Below are 17135 nucleotides of genomic sequence, written 5' to 3'. Positions count from 1 at the left end.
CTTACTACGGGTTAGAAATGGAATTTTAGACGATCAGAATGATTTTGATTTAACTGTTTATCTAAGGTTTCCCAGTCTTCCTGTTCAATATAAGTGGTAATTTTATCTAAGGTTTGGCGATAGGATTTTATGGAGCGCAATAAAGCTTCCCGATTATATTTTGCCATCATTAATCCCAGTTCGGGATTCCCCCCACCAACGCGGCTGGTATCTCGAAATCCTGAACTGGCAAAATAATGAGCTAATAGGGCAACATCCGGGTTATCTTCCTGTTTTAAAGCGGCAATTAAACTACCACTAATGATCACAGGTAAATGGGAAATCCAGGCCACAGCCCGATCATGTTCTTCGGGTTGACAATGATAAATTTTAGCTTGCAATAAATCTACAATTGATTCTACAATTTTAATAGATTCGAGCGACGTGTTAGCAGTAGGTGTAATTACATAGGGTTTGTCAACAAATAGATGATGTTGAGCCGCATCAATTCCGGTTTGCGTATTCCCGGCCATTGGATGTCCCCCAACAAAATTGGGCCATAACGCCGAGCAACTATCTACAATCGGTTTTTTGACAGAACCAACATCCGTTAAAATAGTATGGGGTTGCAAATAGGGAATTAATTCTGCAACCGTGGGAGCGATGGCCGCAATGGGTGTACAAATAAAAATAATGTCAGCTTGATTCATTAAGGATAAATCGACGCTGGCTTCATCTACAACCCCTCGTTCAACAGCCACCTCACAGGTTTGTTGTTGACGACTAATACCGAGAATGCGATAGGATTGGGGTTGAAAAGCAGGAGAATTACTGTCTTGGGTTTGTTGTCGATGGGTGTATAAATCTAAACCCAGTGATCCCCCCATTAAACCCAGTCCGACAATGCCAATATTCATCAATAACGACTCCATTAAAATTGTTAAAGTAAAACCTTCTTAAACCTATCACTTAAGGCTCTACTTTTCAAACCCATTGTTAAGTTGAGTTAAAGTTCTTTAATTGATAATTAAACTGTTTCCCATTAAATTAGATTTAAACCCAATTGTTTAAGATTTTAACTGATATTTTTAGAACAACTTTTCCCCTTTTATGGGTAGATAGATTCTACCCTATTTTGTTATAATTTCCTATAACCCACCTAACTAAACTGGAGAGTTGGAAGGCATGGATGCCGATGAACTTCTGCTCAAATATAAATCAGGCACAAGAGACTTTACGGCTATTCTGCTTTGTGAAGCTAATCTCAGTCGAGCCAATCTCAGTCAAGCTAACCTGAGCCAAGCCATTTTGAGTATTACGAATCTCAGTGGTGCAAATCTCTCGGAAGTCAATTTCAGTCACGCTAAACTAAATGTTGCTCGCCTCAGTGGTGCGAATTTAACGGGTGCGTGCCTTGATGATGCCATTCTCAATGTTGCCAATCTTATCCGTGCCGATCTTAGAGAAGCATCTTTAATCAATGCCTCTCTAATTCGGGCTGAACTGATGCGTTCCGATCTCAGTCAGGCTTTACTGATGGGGGCTAATCTCAGTGAAGCCGATTTAAGAGAAGCCAACCTGCGACAAGCTAACCTTGAACAAGTCAATTTGAATGGGGCAAATTTAACCGATGCCGTATTAATTGGATGTAATTTAGAACGCGCTAGTTTACATCGAGCTTGTCTTACAAAAGCAGATTTAAGAGGGGTTAATTTAACGAATAGTGAATTGAGACAAATTAACCTGTCTAAAGCTAATCTCAGTGGGGCTGATCTTCGAGGTGCAAATCTCCGTTGGGCTGATTTGAATGGAGCTAATTTAAGTGGCGCTAATTTAGAGCAAGCTCGATTAAGTGGAGCGAGTTTGTGTGGAGCCAATTTAAGTGGCGCAAACCTGATGAATGCCGTTTTAATTCATGCGGATTTAACCCAAGCTAATTTAATCAATGCTGACTGTACCGGAGCCGATTTAACAGGTTCTTCCTTAACCGGATCTAAACTTTTTGGGGTATCCCGGTTTGACTTAAAAGCCGAGGAAATTACCTGTGATTGGATTGATTTAAGTCCCCTTGGAGATAGTAATCAGATTCAAACCTTTAGCTCTAAAGAAGCAAATAAATTTTTTAATGCGACCTTTCCAACCGTTGAAATTAGCGTTGATAGCCGATTGGGATTTGAAGCTCACACGATTCTCGCTAAAATTTATCATTATATTCAACAACAATCCTCGTTATTCAACCAGCCTCCCACCCTTGAAGTTAACTCCAGACGAACCGTTATTTCATTCAAAATTGAATCGAATGAACAACTGTTGAGCGTGGCTTATATCGCCATTTTACCCTTTCGGGATGTTAATGCCACCAAAAATGCCATTGAAATGGCAATTAAACAGTTAACTCCAGAAACCTGTAGTCAATTTCCAGTCCAGTTATCCAATCGGATTGTACAATTAGGGGTTGAAATGGCTCAACAGATTCGCTTTTTAAGCGATATAAGACTACCCCAGTCTTTGCATGAAGAAATTGAAACCTCAACGCCTTTCTTTCTCTATCCCACACGCACCCTTCTCAAAAGTTCTAGCCATCAAAATTTAATTCTGCATAGCCATGCTTATTTTGGTAGAAGTTTAGCAAGTTCTCCTGACTCCTCGGAAAGTTCAGAATCTCTGAACAATCCCTATTTAAACCCCAAACCCCTTGATATAGAAACCCTTTTAAACTTTATTAAAGGATTTTAGTAGCCTTTTATCCGTGTTTGAGTCCCTATTCAGAATAACTGTTCATTTAATCAGGGTCAGAGGATCGTTATTATGATCGAAAGTGAATTAGTCAGAGTCTATCAAATTGTTAAACAATATCAGGAAGGAGAGCGAAATTTTGTCGGAATTAATCTCAATGAAGCAAATTTAAGCCGAATTAAACTTAGTCAAGCGAATTTAAGTCAAGCTTCTTTTATGGTTGCTAATTTAACCGCCGCTAATTTAAGTGGTTGTAACCTCACAGGAGCGAATCTTAATGTAGCTCGACTCAGTAATGCCAATTTGAGTAAAGCTATTTTAGACCGAGCCACCTTAAATGTTAGTAATTTAGTTCGCGCCGATTTAACAGAAGCCTCTCTAATTGAAAGTCTATTAATTCGAGGAGAATTAATTCAAGCCTTACTCAGTCAAGCCAAATTAATTCAAGCTAACTTAAACGGGGCCGATTTAAGAGAAGCTAAAGTTGAACAAGCCGATTTTACCTATGCTAATTTAAGCGGGGCGAATTTACGCGCCATTTTTGGGGTCGGAACTTGCTTTAGGAGAGCAGATTTAAGAGGAGCTAATTTAACCAAAGCCGACTTACCCAAAGCCGATTTTAGTTATGCAGAAATGCGACAAGTTAACCTCACCCATGTTAATTTAAGTGGGGCGGATTTAAGCGGGGCGAATTTACGCTGGGCCGATTTACGAGGCGCCAACTTAGCAGGCGCCAATTTAAGTGAAGCTAACTTAAGTGGGGCTAATTTAAGTGGGTCAAATTTAAGTAATACGAATTTAGTTAAAGCCAGTTTTGTTCATGCGGATTTAACCCAAGCGAATTTAATTCAATCTGACTGGGTAGGGGCTGATTTATCGGGGGCTACCTTAACCGGAGCTAAACTTTATAATGTGCATCGATTTAGTTTAAAAGCAGAAGATCTTAAATGTGAGTGGATGGATTTAAGTCCGAATGGAGATCATAGTCATGTTATCCAATTTAATCCCGAAACGCTGAGAAAGTTTTTTCATCAAAGTCTTCCCACTGTTCAAATTTTCATTGATGCGCCTTTAGATTTTGAATCTAATTTAATTCTAATGAAAATTTATCATAAATTATCCCAAGTCTATCCCGTGATGAATCGTCCTCCTAGTGTAGATGTGGATTATCGACGTACTACTTTAACCTTTTCCGTAGAAAGAGAAGAACATTTATTTCCCTTGGCTTGTATGACGATTTTTCCCTTTGATGATTCCTCCGCCACTCAAAAAAATATTATTACCTTAATGAAAAGAATCAAAGAAGACAATTTAGGAAAAAATCGTAAAGTTCAAATTTTAACGGCAATGAATCAGGTGATTATTAAAGCCAATGATTTTAAAACCTTAGTCCGAGAAAATCAGGGTAAGTCTCGGTCTGCTTTTTTTAAGTCTGCAACCCAAACCCTGTTAAAAAATAGTAGTCAACATAGTTTAATTGTTCACAGTCATGCTAATTTTGGCAAACGCTTTGATGAATTATCGACCCGTCAAACCGATGCGGATTTAACCCTGAATTCCCGTCACTCTACCCTTCCCGATTTCAAACAGGTGATTGATTTTATCGAAAGCTTTGATTATCTGAGTTAATGCGCGATGATGGTAGACGTAGAAATTCAATAGGCATTTTTGAACAGGTTTGATTGAAGTTGAAGTCCATAACTTATTGCGAAACTTTCTGAAGTCGCAAGGCGAAACTCCTTGGCCCCATCATCTAACGATGGCTCGTTTGGTGGCCAGAGCCTTGCGATTGGGACGCAATGCCTTAATTCAAACGGGAATTCCCCCTAGCCATTCTGATCATCCCTATCGATTTAGTTATTGGATACCGTTGTTAGTTTGGCATCAACCGGCGATAGTGGTTGCACCGGATGGGATTTTAGACGAGCTACAAGGGCTGAATTTTTCAGAATGGATTAACCCAGAAACCTTAAACCATCCCGATTTAATCGCTGATAAACCTATCGCACGAGGCGATCGCTGGCCCGATGACAACTTTCAAGGGGTATTGCTCACAACGCCCCCAGCCTGGTTATCCGCCCGTTTAAGGGGCAAAAAGGCCTTTCCGCAACAGGTTCTCACCCTGATTGATGGGGCCGATGATTTAGAAGGGTGGACACGCCAAACCCTAACGGTGAGTTTGCATCCCCAGGACTGGAATCATCTGATGCAATATCAACCTGAACAAGCAGAAACCATTCGAGATGCACGAGTACAGCTAACACGGGTATTATTCCAACATCCCCCCAACCCCTATCAATGTTATGTGTTGGACAGTCCTGAACAGGAGATTATCGAGCAACTGTATTCTGTTCTTAAACTCAATTCTGATCTAATGTTGGCGCAATGGCAGAGGTTTTGGCAACGCTGGCAACTCACAGATCAATTAAAATGGGCCGTTGTGGATCGGATATTAGGAACTTTTTCCCTGTTTTGTGGGCCAGTGGATGTAGCATCAGAGTTAAGTCCCATTTGGCCGCAACAGCCTGTGGTGTTGATTGGGGGAGCGTTGGATTTAGACAAAACGGCCCCGATTTTCCGTCAGTCCCTAGGATTAGGAGAAATGACGGGTGTAAAATTTACTCCAGATCGGCAAAGCCAACTGATTCAACTTTATATCCCATCGGGTTTACCTTTACCGAATACGCCTCAGTTTCAAGTATCTTTGATTAAAGAGATTTATACGATTTTATGTATGAGTTTGTCGGTACAAAGGTTAAGTGTTTTATTAATCGGAGATGTGCCGTTAAAAGCTCAGGTGAGTACGGCTATGGCGGCAGAATTCGGTTCACGGGTACAGGTAGAAACAACGAATTTGCCCGAAAATGGGGTTTTAGTTACGGGTTGGGAGTTTTGGCGACAGCATCAAGGGGATTTACCCTCACCTTATTTATTGGCGATCGCTACTTTACCGATTCCCTCTTTAGAAGATCCCTTAGTTGCTGGACAAGTCGCCTATTATAAACAACGACATCTGGATTGGTTTCGGTTTTATTTGTTACCCACAGCTTTAAGTGAGTTGCAAAGAGCCGTTGCCACTGTCCGCGATAGTCAAGGGGTTGTGGCGTTATTTGATAGTCGAGTGTTGCATCGCAGTTATGGAGAACAAGTATTAACCGCCTTGAGTCCCTCCGCCCGGATTAATTATTTGGATACGTTGTGGTTAGGGCAATAGTTATTCCTCTATTCTGAGAGATTCGGATCAACTCCTAAACTTTTCAATCGTTCTTCTAACTCTTTTAACCGAGCTTCTGCTTGTTCTGCCCGTCTTCGTTCTTGCTGTAATTCTTGTTCCATTTTTTGCTTAATTTGCCCCAATTCTACAAACGTTAAAAACCGTTCTCCTGTGGGGGTAAAAATTTGTAATTCCTGTGCCATTTCAAACCGAACTCCTAAACGGGGACTGACCCAACCTTGAATTTCATCAATAATAGTTAATTGTCCATCGATTTTTTGCCATCCGGCAAAATCAACTTTTTCAGGATCATAGAGATAATATTCCTCCACACCATATTGTTGATAAAATTGCAGTTTGGCTGCCATTTCTTTAATTCTATTGCCAGGGGAAAGAATCTCAAATACCACCTGGGGCGGGATATTATCTTCTTGCCATTGTTTATAAGAACCCCGATAACCTTTGGGTCTTCCAAACACTACCATTGTATCCGGGGCGCGACGAATCGTATTATTGCCTTCAACGGGATACCAGAGTAAATCTCCCGCTACAAACACATTAGAATTGTCAGCAAATAACAGTTCTAAATTTTCCTTAATTGTTACAATCCATTGAAATTGCAGCGTATTGTCAGACATGGGTTGTCCATCACTATCGGGATAAACAATGGGGGTTTGATTTTGGGGTTGCAGTTGTTGGAGCATAAGCTTGATGTTGAGTTCAAGACTGCTATATTGAACAGGGAACAGGGAACAGGGAACAGGGGACAGGGAACAGGGAACAGTTAGAAGTGAAAGGCTTTCAGGATTAAAAAATGTCCTAACTGTAATGCGTATTGCTATATTTTAACTTTAACATGAATAGGATTGTCCCTGGATTATCAACAAAAAACGCCCCCCTTTCGGAGAGCGTTTTTTGTATTATTTAGGTTAAAAATTAACCATTGATTTGAGGAGCAATCAAAGCCACAGGAGCAGATTCACCAGAAGCTAAGTCTAAGGGGAAGTTGTGAGCGTTGCGCTCGTGCATTACTTCCATACCCAGGTTAGCGCGGTTTAACACATCAGCCCAAGTATTGATCACGCGACCGGTAGAGTCGATGATTGACTGGTTGAAGTTGAAACCGTTCAGGTTGAACGCCATTGTGGACACACCTAAAGCAGTGAACCAAATCCCGACAACGGGCCATGCACCTAATAAGAAGTGTAAGCTGCGACTGTTGTTGAAGCTGGCGTATTGGAAGATTAAACGACCAAAGTAACCGTGGGCTGCAACAATGTTGTAGGTTTCTTCTTCTTGACCGAATTTGTAACCGTAGTTTTGAGATTCGGTTTCGGTGGTTTCACGCACCAGAGAAGAGGTGACTAAAGAACCGTGCATCGCGGAGAATAAGCTTCCTCCGAACACCCCGGCAACGCCTAACATATGGAAGGGGTGCATCAGGATGTTGTGTTCAGCTTGGAACACTAACATGAAGTTGAAGGTTCCAGAGATACCTAAAGGCATTCCGTCAGAGAATGAACCTTGACCGATGGGATAAATCAAGAATACGGCGGCGGCTGCTGCAACAGGTGCAGAGTAGGCAACGCAGATCCAAGGACGCATCCCTAAACGGTAGGATAATTCCCATTCCCGACCCATGTAGCACAAGATGCCGATCAGGAAGTGGAATACCACTAACTGGTAAGGGCCTCCGTTGTACAGCCACTCATCCAGAGAAGCTGCTTCCCAAATCGGGTAGAAGTGTAAGCCGATGGCGTTAGAGGAAGGAACAACTGCACCAGAGATGATGTTGTTTCCGTATAACAGTGAGCCCGCAACGGGTTCACGAATACCATCGATGTCCACTGGAGGAGCGGCGACAAAGGCGATGATGTAGCAGATGGTGGCGGTTAACAGTGTGGGGATCATCAGTACACCGAACCAACCGATATAAATCCGGTTGTTGGTGGATGTCACCCAGTTACAGAACCGTTCCCAGACCGAGGCGCTCTCGCGCTGTTGAATCGTGGTTGTCATGTTAGGTATATATTGCTATGTATTTGTCGAGGTACTTCGATAGTGTTTTCTCTACCTTGATTAGTAATATGACACAGATAGTTGAGTTTTGTAAAGTGGTTTTAAGAAATTTTTTCTAAATCTATGTGATCAGAAAAAGTTATATTTCAAATTCTGCTTGTTTGGGGTCGGTGCAAGCGGTCGGTCAATTAAGATTTAAGCCCTGAAGGGCTGACTACGATAAGAAATTGAGAAAATTCTGGATCACGAGGGCATTGGCAATATCGATAAAAAAGGCCCCCACTAGAGGAACAATAATAAAAGCTTGGGGTGAAGCTCCAAAATGTTCAGTTACAGCCGTCATATTAGCCATTGCTGTTGGAGTCGCCCCTAATGCGAGTCCCGAATATCCTGCCGAAATCACCGCCGCATCATAGTTTTTGCCCATGACCGGAAACACGACAAAAATGGTATAAACCGTAATCATCAATAACTGTACCAATAATAATAAAGCGATCGGCCCAGCCAAGTCCACCAATGTCCACAACTGTAAACTCATTAAGGACATCGCTAAAAATAAACCCAAACTGACATCAGAAATTAAAGCCAGAGACGGCGTATCAGACGGCCAAGCAAAGCGTTTGAATAGCAAAGGGACGGTATTGGTTAGAATAATTCCCGCTAATAAACAACCCACAAACACAGGCAATTTTAAACCGATGGCGGTAGCGATCGCATTGATTTCCAGTCCCAAACCAACAGCCAGACCAATCACTAACACCGAATTCAGCATGGTCTTGTAGTCAATATTGACATTCTTCTGGTCGTCCTTAATACCGATACTCAGGTCTTGATCGGGGTGATTTGCTTGGAGTCGGTTTTTGTTAATTAAAAATTTGGCGATCGGCCCCCCGACAATTCCCCCAAACACTAAACCAAAGGTAGCACTCGCAATCCCAATTTCGGAAGCATTGGCAATTCCATAGGTATCCTTAAAAATAGGAGACCAGGCGATCACCGTCCCATGTCCTCCACTCAGAGAAATCGACCCCGCCAGCAAACCGATGGGCAATTTTAATCCTGTTAGGGCTGCGATCGCAACTCCCGTTAGATTTTGGACAATCAGATAACTGACCGCCATTACTAACAAAATTAATAGCGGTTTTCCCCCTTTCACCAAGGTTTTCAGTTTGGCAGAAAGCCCAATAGTGGTAAAAAAAACAATCAATAAACCATCACGGACATTGAGATCGAATTCTATTTGATGCTGGAAAACCGCAAAACAAAGACCAAAAAATAAGGAGGCGAGGACACCTCCCGAAACCGCATCGGGGATATTAAAATCTCTAAGAAATTTAATCTTTTCGGTTAAATATTTCCCCAGATACAGAACTAAAATCGCCACAATCACCGTTTCGCGTACATTGAGTTGCAGGATATTCATGGTGTAAAATCTTAATCCCTGAGCATTGCACTTAAGTTTTTGATTATACGTTAAGTTCGGTGTCGTAGTCAGCCCTTCAGGGCTTCCGCTATAAGTTATAATAGGGGGATATATAAATTTTTGTCTAGTCTAGTTGGTCAGTCTAAAAAACGATGGGAATAAATCACAACAGCTATTATGAATATTGATACGGAAATCCTACAAATGGTTGGGATAATGCCAGAATCTCTAAAACAAGAGCTTCTACATTATGCTAACTATCTTATGGAAAACTACTCCCAAAAGACTCCCTCAGAGCAGCCCCCTGTTAAAAAACGTCGCTCAGGAATATTACAAGGGACTTTTGTTTTACCTCTATCTGATGATTTTGATGAACCTTTAGAAGATTTTAAGGAATATATGGAATGAATTCTTTTCTGTTAGATACTCATACTTTTATTTGGTTATCGGAAAATGATCCTAATTTACCTGATAGCCTAAGAGAGATGATTGATATAGCGGATCATGTTTATCTGAGTATTGCCAGTCTTTGGGAAATTGCGATTAAGTTAAATTTGGGTAAATTGTCATTACAACAAAGTTATAAAACCATTGAAGATAAGCTTGAAAATTCAGATATTCTTTTGCTCCCTATTATGTTTATTGATACGTTACAAATTTGTAATCTACCCTTACATCATCGAGATCCTTTTGATCGAATGTTAATCGCTCAAGCCATCAATAGATCCCTAATTTTAATTAGCAGAGATATCAAGTTTGATGCTTATCCTATTCAGAGATTATGGGATTAAAAACAATAAAAATAATCTTGGGTTTCGTTACTTTAACATCTGTCTACTATTCTTAGGAAGTCCAATCTACAAACAATTGTGAGACAACATATCAAGATAGTATCCGAAGCGATCAAAAGACCCAACGATTTCTGGGACTGGGTAACTGCCAACTGTTCCCAAGAACGCAGTATCGTAGTAAGCCCTTCAGGGCTTCTTCTCTTAGGATAATCCCAAATCGGGCAAATCATTTACAATTTTAACGGTTTCTAAACTAACGGTGATCACTTGACCAATTAACCTAACAATATATTGTTCATCAATATTATGAATTAACCTCCAATAAAAACTTAATAGGTTTACCTTCTGGATCAATTTTTAATTTAAAATAAAATATATTAAGAAATATAAACAGGAATTGACAAAATTATAATTTATCTATAGTTTGGATTCTAATTCATCAATTCAATCATTATGAATCCCAATAATCGTCAAGCGTATTGGCGAGAAAATACGGCTTTAATTAGAAATCTTTTAATTGTCTGGGCCGTTGTTTCGCTAGGCATGAGTATTTTATTCGTTCAGCCTTTAAATACCATTCGTTTTTTTGGTGTACCCTTTGGATTTTGGATGGCACAACAGGGATCAATTTATGTTTTTGTTGTGTTGATTTTTGTTTACGCCGTGCAAATGGATAAATTGGATCGAAAATATAAAAGGAAAGATTAATGAGTGTAGAAGTTTGGACAACGGTTTTTGTCATTCTATCTTTTATCCTGTATTTATACATTGGTTGGCAAGCTAGAGTCAAAGATAGTAAAGGATTTTATGTAGCAGGACATGGGGTTCCGTCTCTAGCAAATGGTGCCGCAACTGCTGCTGATTGGATGTCTGCCGCCTCTTTTATGTCAATGGCGGGATTGATTTCTTTTTTAGGCTATGATGGCTCAATTTATTTGATGGGATGGACGGGAGGTTATGTTCTTTTAGCCTTACTATTAGCTCCCTATTTACGCAAGTTTGGAAAATATACAGTTCCTGATTTTGTTGGCGATCGCTATTACTCAAATATCGCTCGAATTGTTGCCGTAATTGCTGCTATTTTTGTGTCGATGACCTATGTAGCAGGACAAATGCGGGGCGTCGGCATTGTATTTAGTCGATTTTTACAAGTTCCCATTGAAACGGGTGTAATTATCGGCATGGTTATTGTCGGTTTTTTTGCTATTTTAGGGGGAATGAAAGGCATTACTTGGACACAAGTAGCTCAATATTTTGTGTTAATTGTTGCCTATTTAATTCCCGCGATTGCCCTTGCTTGGATCTTAACCGGAAATCCCATTCCCCAGTTAGCCTTTACCTTTAGTGATATTAGCTCACAACTGAATGAAACTTTAGTGGATTTAGGGTTTCAGGAATATACCCAACCCTTCGTTAATAAATCGATGCTAGATGTGTTATTTACCACTCTAGCCTTAATGGTGGGAACCGCAGGTTTACCCCATGTTATTGTCCGATTTTACACCGTTCCTGACGTTAGATCCGCCCGCTTTTCCGCAGGTTGGGCATTATTATTTATCGCCATTTTATATACCACAGCCCCCGCTTTAGCAATGTTTGCCCGATATAATCTTATCAATACATTGCATAATCAACCCATTGTTGAAGTTCAAAAATTAGATTGGGTACAAAAGTGGGAAAGAACCAAACTGCTCACGTTTGAAGATAAAAATAACGATGGCAGAGTTCAATTTACCCCTGATAAAGAAACCAGTGAAATCAAAGTTGATAACGATATTATTGTATTATCAACCCCTGAAGTCGCTAAACTTGCCCCTTGGATGATTGCCTTAGTCGCAGCCGGAGCATTAGCCGCAGCTTTATCAACAGCATCCGGCTTGCTTTTAGTCATTTCCAGTTCTATAGCCCATGATGTTTATTATCGAATTATTAACCCTGGCGCATCGGAATCATTACGGGTGATGGTGGGGCGAATCATGGTTGGATTTGCATTAGCCATTGCAGGTTATTTTGGGGTAAATCCTCCAGGGTTTGTGGCGCAAGTGGTAGCCTTTGCCTTTGGGTTAGCGGCGGCAAGTTTTTTCCCCGTCATTATATTAGGAATTTTCGACAAACGCACGAACCGAGAAGGCGCAATTACCGGAATGATTGTGGGTTTAGGCTTTACTTTATTTTATATTGTAGGGGTTAAATTCTATGGGATGACCCCTTGGTTTTTCGGCGTTTCTCCTGAAGGAATTGGCACCGTTGGAATGATCTTAAATTTCTTAGTAACTTTCGGTGTTTCTCGCGTCACAGCACCTCCACCTTTAGAGATTCAAGCCTTAGTTGAAGAGTTACGCAGTCCTATCAATGAACCCCCGGCTTTAGATGAAATTGACGAAGAACATTTAGATTAAGGACTCAATAGAAAACCTGGCTTCTCAGTTGAGAAAACCAGGTTTTTAAACCATTAAATTTTAAAATTGAGGCTTGAAATTAGACAGCAACAGCCGATTTAGTCGTAGCACTCAATTCACCTTTTGCATATTTAGCTGCAAATTCATCTAAAGTTTGAACTTTGATTTTATCTGCATTACCCGCAGAACCGAATTGATTATAACGATCCGCACAAACTTTCTTCATATATTTAATAGAAGGTTTCAGGAAGTGACGAGGATCGAAATTAGAAGGATCTTTGAACGCCGCTTCACGGAAGGCTGCGGTAATGGCTAAACGGTTGTCAGTATCAATATTAACTTTACGGACACCGCTCTTAATTCCTTTTTGGATTTCTTCCACAGGAACCCCGTAGGTTTCAGGGATCTGACCCCCGTATTTGTTGATGATTTCTAACAGATCTTCAGGAACAGAAGAAGAACCGTGCATCACTAAATGAGTATTCGGTAAACGACGGTGAATTTCTTCAATGCGGCTAATAGCCAGAATTTCTCCGGTGGGTTTCCGAGTGAATTTATAAGCACCGTGACTGGTACCAATAGCGATCGCTAAAGCGTCTACTTGGGTACGTTCCACGAACTCAACAGCTTGGTCAGGGTCAGTTAACAGTTGTTCCATTGTTAACTTTCCTTCTGCACCGTGACCATCTTCTTTGTCACCTTGCATGGTTTCCAGGGAACCTAAACAACCCAGTTCACCTTCAACACTAACGCCAATGGAGTGAGCCACTTTCACCACTTCTAAGGTGACAGCCACGTTATATTCAAAGCTGGCAGGGGTTTTGCCATCGGCTTCAAGGGAACCATCCATCATCACGCTAGTAAAGCCATGACGCATCGCCGAATAGCAGGTGGCGGGAGAGTTGCCGTGATCTTGGTGCATGGCAATGGGGATGTGGGGATAGGTTTCCACCGCCGCTAAAATTAGGTGGCGCAGGAAGCTTTCGCCTGCATATTGACGAGCGCCGCGAGAAGCTTGCAAAATCACAGGGCTATTGGTTTCTTCCGCCGCCTGCATAATGGCTTGGATCTGCTCCATGTTATTCACATTGTATGCAGGAAGTCCATAATCATTCTCAGCCGCATGATCCAGCAAAAGCCGCATGGGTACGAGCGCCATAAAATCTCCTCCTAAGTCGTTGTCTAAATTTATTCCGAGACCGTCTTAATTAAAATAATCTTAAGACAATTTGGTCATTTGCGGTGGATCAGATCAGAAATTTGTCAAATTTGGTACACAAAATTGTAGTAAGCCCTTCAGGGCTGCAAAATTGTAGTAAGCCCTTCAGGGCTTCAAAATTGTAGTAAGCCCTTCAGGGCTTCAATCTCATGGCCACAGATAAGAAACTTCAAAATCACTCTAACTTAAGCCCAGAAAAGCTTACAACCATTGATATTGTCCGGTCGTGCTGGTTATTCACAAAATCTGGATTTTGTCAAGTAATTACCCTGAGTTTGAATACAAACCGGGTTTCTGGCAGATCAAACCCAGGATTCCCAAGAGAATGACTCAACTTGGTTGATGCGTTTAAAATCATTATCGGTGGAAACTAGAGTTAGTCCGTGTTGAATAGCTGTGGCGACAATCCAAAGATCATGGTCGGTAAATCCCAAGTTACTCATACTGGTGTGGCGACGTTTATTTTTATCTTTTGGGGCAAATTGATTAAACACTGATGCTTTAATCCTACTATAAATAATAGCAGTTTCTTCATCTATCAAATACAGGTCAATCTGATTCAAAAAGGATTCAACTGCTATCCGATTTTGCACCGATCTCTGGGATTTATCCGTCATGTACAGCAATTCAGCATAAGTGATAATACTAATCCCAATAATGTCATTGCCATGAGCATTTAAGGCATCAATTAGTTGAGAGTTACCATTAATAATATAGCTACAGTGGTTCGTATCCAGTAGATAAGGCATGGGCTTAAAACTGCGTTTTAGAACGAGTTTCATGTACGAAATTCAGGCAATCTTCGAGGTCATCACCCTGCCAAGTTTTGGCAAATTTTAGTAAATCTTTAGCTATTTTGCCTCTTTTAATGGGGGATAGTTTACGCAATGAAGATGACTCAATGGGTTCTACAGGCTCGATAGAGTCCAGAAACTCACTGACTAGAGCCAGTCTTTCAGGTGAAAGTTGATTGAGTTGCTTTTCAATTTTCTGGCGTAATTGAACTGTATTCATAGTTATCTATTTTAGAATTAACTGAGCCCAATTACCCAGTTAATCATTATTTTATCTAGGATCTCGGTTTGAAGGTACTATAGTTACAGCTTTGCTTAACGGTGGGATGAAAAACCGAGCCACATACCCAGCGTAGCACGACATAGAAATAGTTGACACAAAATCGGAAACTTGTGCTAACCTAAATTTAGGTCGAGATAGGTAGTATAAATGTTGGTTTTAGAATTTAAAGTTAGAGCCGCATTGCAACAGCACAAGGCGATAGATGAAGCAATTCGTACCGCTCAATTTGTCCAGAATAAATGCTTAAGATATTGGATGGACAACAAAGGAGTTAATAAGTACGATTTGAACAAATATTGTCGTGTATTAGCTCATGACTTTAAATTCGCAAACGAATTAAACTCTCAAGCTAGACAATCTAGTGCAGAGAGAGCATGGTCAGCTATCGCTCGATTCTCTGACAATTGCAAACGGAAAGTTCCAGGTAAAAAAGGCTTCCCTAAATTCAAGTCTAATTGCCGTTCGGTTGAGTACAAAACAACGGGATGGCAATTAAATTTAGAAACTCGTAAAGCCATTACCTTTACGGATAAAAAAGGGATTGGGCGGTTACGGTTAGTGGGAAGCTACGATCTGCATTTCTATCAACCCGAACAAATTAAACGGGTTAGATTAGTTAAACGTGCAGACGGATACTATTGCCAATTTCTGATTTCAATTGATGTTCAAATTAAATCTGAACCGACTAACAAAACCATCGGTTTAGATGTAGGTTTATCTGCTTTCTACACCGATGATCAGGGTAATAAAGTAGATAACCCTAAATTTTTGAGAAAGGGAGAAAAGAAAATTAAGCGGTTGCAGAGACAACTTTCTCGAAAACAGAAAGGCTCTAATAACCGCAAAAAAGCCAGACAGCGATTAGCTAAGTCTCATCTGAAAATTAGTCGGCAACGAAAAGAGTTCTGCAAGCGTGTTGCATACTCCGTCATCCACTCTAACGACGTGGTAGCCTACGAAGATTTAAGGATTAAGAACTTAGTTAAAAATCATTGTCTAGCTAAGTCAATTAATGATGCAGCATGGTATCAATTCCGAGTTTGGTTAGAATATTTTGGTAGAAAGTACGGGAAAGCTACTGTTGCCGTTCCTCCCCAATATACAAGCCAAAACTGTTCAAATTGTGGAAAAACCGTAAAAAAATCCCTATCTACAAGAACCCATGTTTGTAGTTGTGGGTGTAGTTTAGATAGGGATGAAAACGCTGCTCGGAATATTTTAAGAATTGGATTAAGTACGGCAGGACATACCGGAACTTTCGGTTTAGAACCGATTAACGCTTTGGGAGAATTGACCTCTACTTTAACTGGAGCAATCCTGTTGGGGCAAGTCAATTCGTTGAACGAAGAATCTCCCGTCACATCGCCAAGCGATTGACGGTGAGAGTGTCAATTCACAAAATTGTAGTAAGCCCTGAAGGGCTTCAAAATTGTAGTAAGCCCTTCAGGGCTTCAATTTCATGGCCACAGATAAGAAACTTCAAAATCACTCTAAGTTAAGGCCAGAAAAGCTTACAACCATTGATATTGTGGGCTTCGTATCGGTTTTGAACTTTGTATATCATATAATATTAATTTTGTCAAGTATCGCTGTTGGCTTTTGAGAATTCTGCGATTAACTTTGATATCTTGATACTCCCCGCTCTAAGAGGCGAGGCTACCAAACTCCTGTTTTCCTTCTGTGTTAGTCTAGTTTAATTAAGTAGCTTAGTTTGATCTATGAGTTATCACAATCTCATCACCCTTGAACCAGATAAGCGAGGTGGTAAGCCTTGTATTCGTCGGATGCGGATTACGGTTTATGATGTTCTGGGATGGTTAGCTGCTGGAATGTCGGTGGCTGAGATTATTGACGATTTCCCAGAACTAACAGAAACAGATATTAGAGCCTGTTTAGAGTTTGCCGCTGATCGGGATCATCGTTTAGTTGCTTTGGTAAGTAATACTTGAAACTACTCTTTGATCAAAACCTAAGCCGAAAATTAGTGACTCGCTTGGCTGATATTTTCCCTGATGCTAGTCATTTGCAGTTTTTTGAACTAGCAGAGAAGACAGATACAGAAATTTGGGATTTTGCTAAATTGAATGAGTTCTGCATTGTAACTCAGGATGCAGATTTTGCGGAAAGAAGCCGACTGTATGGTTCTCCTCCGAAAGTGGTTTGGTTAAGATGTGGAAATGCACCAACCCGTCAAGTCGAAACTTTGATCCGCTCTGGGCAAGAAGCAATACAAGAGCTTTTAGAAAATCCTAATTTTCATTGCTTAGAACTGCATTAA

The 17135-nt window shown here is 40.7% G+C and carries 18 protein-coding genes; 10 read left to right on the top strand and 8 right to left on the bottom strand.

All coding sequences use genetic code 11. From position 1 onward, the window contains the following. Positions 1–11 precede the first annotated feature (11 nt). Positions 12–896 (bottom strand): prephenate/arogenate dehydrogenase, encoded by an 885-nt coding sequence (locus tag PL8927_RS12580; RefSeq protein ID WP_083621878.1) that lies wholly within the window; start codon positions 894–896, stop codon positions 12–14. Between the two features lie 268 nt (positions 897–1164). Between PL8927_RS12580 and PL8927_RS12575 the strand changes: the two genes are divergently transcribed. The 3 genes from PL8927_RS12575 to PL8927_RS12565 all read left to right on the top strand — a co-directional run bounded on the left by PL8927_RS12575 (position 1165) and on the right by PL8927_RS12565 (position 5929). Continuing rightward, a complete protein-coding gene (locus PL8927_RS12575; RefSeq protein WP_083621876.1) occupies positions 1165–2715 on the top strand; it encodes a pentapeptide repeat-containing protein in 1551 nt (516 codons plus the stop codon). Between the two features lie 72 nt (positions 2716–2787). Continuing rightward, positions 2788–4344 carry a pentapeptide repeat-containing protein gene (locus tag PL8927_RS12570; protein WP_083621873.1) on the top strand — a complete coding sequence of 519 codons (1557 nt, stop codon included), beginning with the start codon at positions 2788–2790 and terminating at the stop codon, positions 4342–4344. 49 nt (positions 4345–4393) lie between these two features. Next, complete coding sequence (locus PL8927_RS12565) at positions 4394–5929, top strand: ATP-dependent DNA helicase (protein WP_083621871.1); 1536 nt, start codon at positions 4394–4396, stop codon at positions 5927–5929. 8 nt (positions 5930–5937) lie between these two features. Here PL8927_RS12565 and PL8927_RS12560 read toward each other — a convergent pair whose 3' ends face one another. The 3 genes from PL8927_RS12560 to gltS all read right to left on the bottom strand — a co-directional run bounded on the left by PL8927_RS12560 (position 5938) and on the right by gltS (position 9371). Continuing rightward, positions 5938–6633, bottom strand: coding sequence for a Uma2 family endonuclease (locus PL8927_RS12560; RefSeq protein ID WP_083621869.1), 696 nt, complete (start codon positions 6631–6633; stop codon positions 5938–5940). A gap of 232 nt (positions 6634–6865) precedes the next feature. Beyond that, complete coding sequence (gene psbA, locus PL8927_RS12555) at positions 6866–7948, bottom strand: photosystem II q(b) protein (protein WP_083621867.1); 1083 nt, start codon at positions 7946–7948, stop codon at positions 6866–6868. Between the two features lie 214 nt (positions 7949–8162). Continuing rightward, positions 8163–9371 carry a sodium/glutamate symporter gene (gene gltS / locus PL8927_RS12550; protein WP_083621864.1) on the bottom strand — a complete coding sequence of 403 codons (1209 nt, stop codon included), beginning with the start codon at positions 9369–9371 and terminating at the stop codon, positions 8163–8165. Positions 9372–9548: 177 nt separating this feature from the next. Between gltS and vapB the strand changes: the two genes are divergently transcribed. Both vapB and PL8927_RS12540 read left to right on the top strand, forming a co-directional pair. Continuing rightward, complete coding sequence (gene vapB, locus PL8927_RS12545; RefSeq protein ID WP_072722241.1) at positions 9549–9779, top strand: type II toxin-antitoxin system VapB family antitoxin; 231 nt, start codon at positions 9549–9551, stop codon at positions 9777–9779. Continuing rightward, positions 9776–10162: a type II toxin-antitoxin system VapC family toxin gene (locus PL8927_RS12540; protein ID WP_072722242.1), complete on the top strand. Its 387-nt coding sequence runs from the start codon at positions 9776–9778 to the stop codon at positions 10160–10162. Before vapB ends, PL8927_RS12540 begins: the two co-directional genes overlap by 4 nt. Before the next feature lie 201 nt (positions 10163–10363). On the opposite strand, the gene PL8927_RS12535 is transcribed toward PL8927_RS12540, so the two are convergent. Then, positions 10364–10516, bottom strand: a complete 153-nt coding sequence (locus PL8927_RS12535; RefSeq protein ID WP_156093179.1) for a hypothetical protein — start codon at positions 10514–10516, stop codon at positions 10364–10366. A gap of 99 nt (positions 10517–10615) precedes the next feature. Between PL8927_RS12535 and PL8927_RS12530 the strand changes: the two genes are divergently transcribed. After that, on the top strand, positions 10616–10870 hold the full coding sequence (locus PL8927_RS12530) for a DUF4212 domain-containing protein (RefSeq protein WP_083621861.1): 255 nt from the start codon (positions 10616–10618) through the stop codon (positions 10868–10870). Next, a complete protein-coding gene (locus PL8927_RS12525; protein WP_083621859.1) occupies positions 10870–12561 on the top strand; it encodes a sodium:solute symporter family protein in 1692 nt (563 codons plus the stop codon). Before PL8927_RS12530 ends, PL8927_RS12525 begins: the two co-directional genes overlap by 1 nt. Positions 12562–12640: 79 nt before the next feature. On the opposite strand, the gene fba is transcribed toward PL8927_RS12525, so the two are convergent. The 3 genes from fba to PL8927_RS12510 all read right to left on the bottom strand — a co-directional run bounded on the left by fba (position 12641) and on the right by PL8927_RS12510 (position 14794). Beyond that, entirely contained in the window at positions 12641–13720 is a 1080-nt protein-coding gene (fba, locus tag PL8927_RS12520; protein ID WP_083621857.1) for a class II fructose-bisphosphate aldolase, read from the bottom strand. Positions 13721–14082: 362 nt separating this feature from the next. Continuing rightward, entirely contained in the window at positions 14083–14529 is a 447-nt protein-coding gene (locus PL8927_RS12515) for a type II toxin-antitoxin system VapC family toxin (protein ID WP_231505996.1), read from the bottom strand. A gap of 4 nt (positions 14530–14533) precedes the next feature. After that, complete coding sequence (locus tag PL8927_RS12510; protein ID WP_083621853.1) at positions 14534–14794, bottom strand: hypothetical protein; 261 nt, start codon at positions 14792–14794, stop codon at positions 14534–14536. Positions 14795–15004: 210 nt separating this feature from the next. Between PL8927_RS12510 and PL8927_RS12505 the strand changes: the two genes are divergently transcribed. The 3 genes from PL8927_RS12505 (at position 15005) to PL8927_RS12495 (ending at position 17135) form a co-directional block, all read left to right on the top strand. Continuing rightward, a complete protein-coding gene (locus tag PL8927_RS12505) occupies positions 15005–16234 on the top strand; it encodes an RNA-guided endonuclease InsQ/TnpB family protein (protein ID WP_083621851.1) in 1230 nt (409 codons plus the stop codon). Between the two features lie 341 nt (positions 16235–16575). Continuing rightward, positions 16576–16806 carry a DUF433 domain-containing protein gene (locus PL8927_RS12500; RefSeq protein WP_083621848.1) on the top strand — a complete coding sequence of 77 codons (231 nt, stop codon included), beginning with the start codon at positions 16576–16578 and terminating at the stop codon, positions 16804–16806. Further along, a complete protein-coding gene (locus PL8927_RS12495; protein WP_083621845.1) occupies positions 16803–17135 on the top strand; it encodes a DUF5615 family PIN-like protein in 333 nt (110 codons plus the stop codon). Before PL8927_RS12500 ends, PL8927_RS12495 begins: the two co-directional genes overlap by 4 nt.

The organism is Planktothrix serta PCC 8927 (assembly GCF_900010725.2).
Lineage (GTDB): Bacteria > Cyanobacteriota > Cyanobacteriia > Cyanobacteriales > Microcoleaceae > Planktothrix > Planktothrix serta.
Note: the sequence above shows the minus strand (reverse complement) of the source record. Positions and strands in the feature narration are given on the sequence as shown.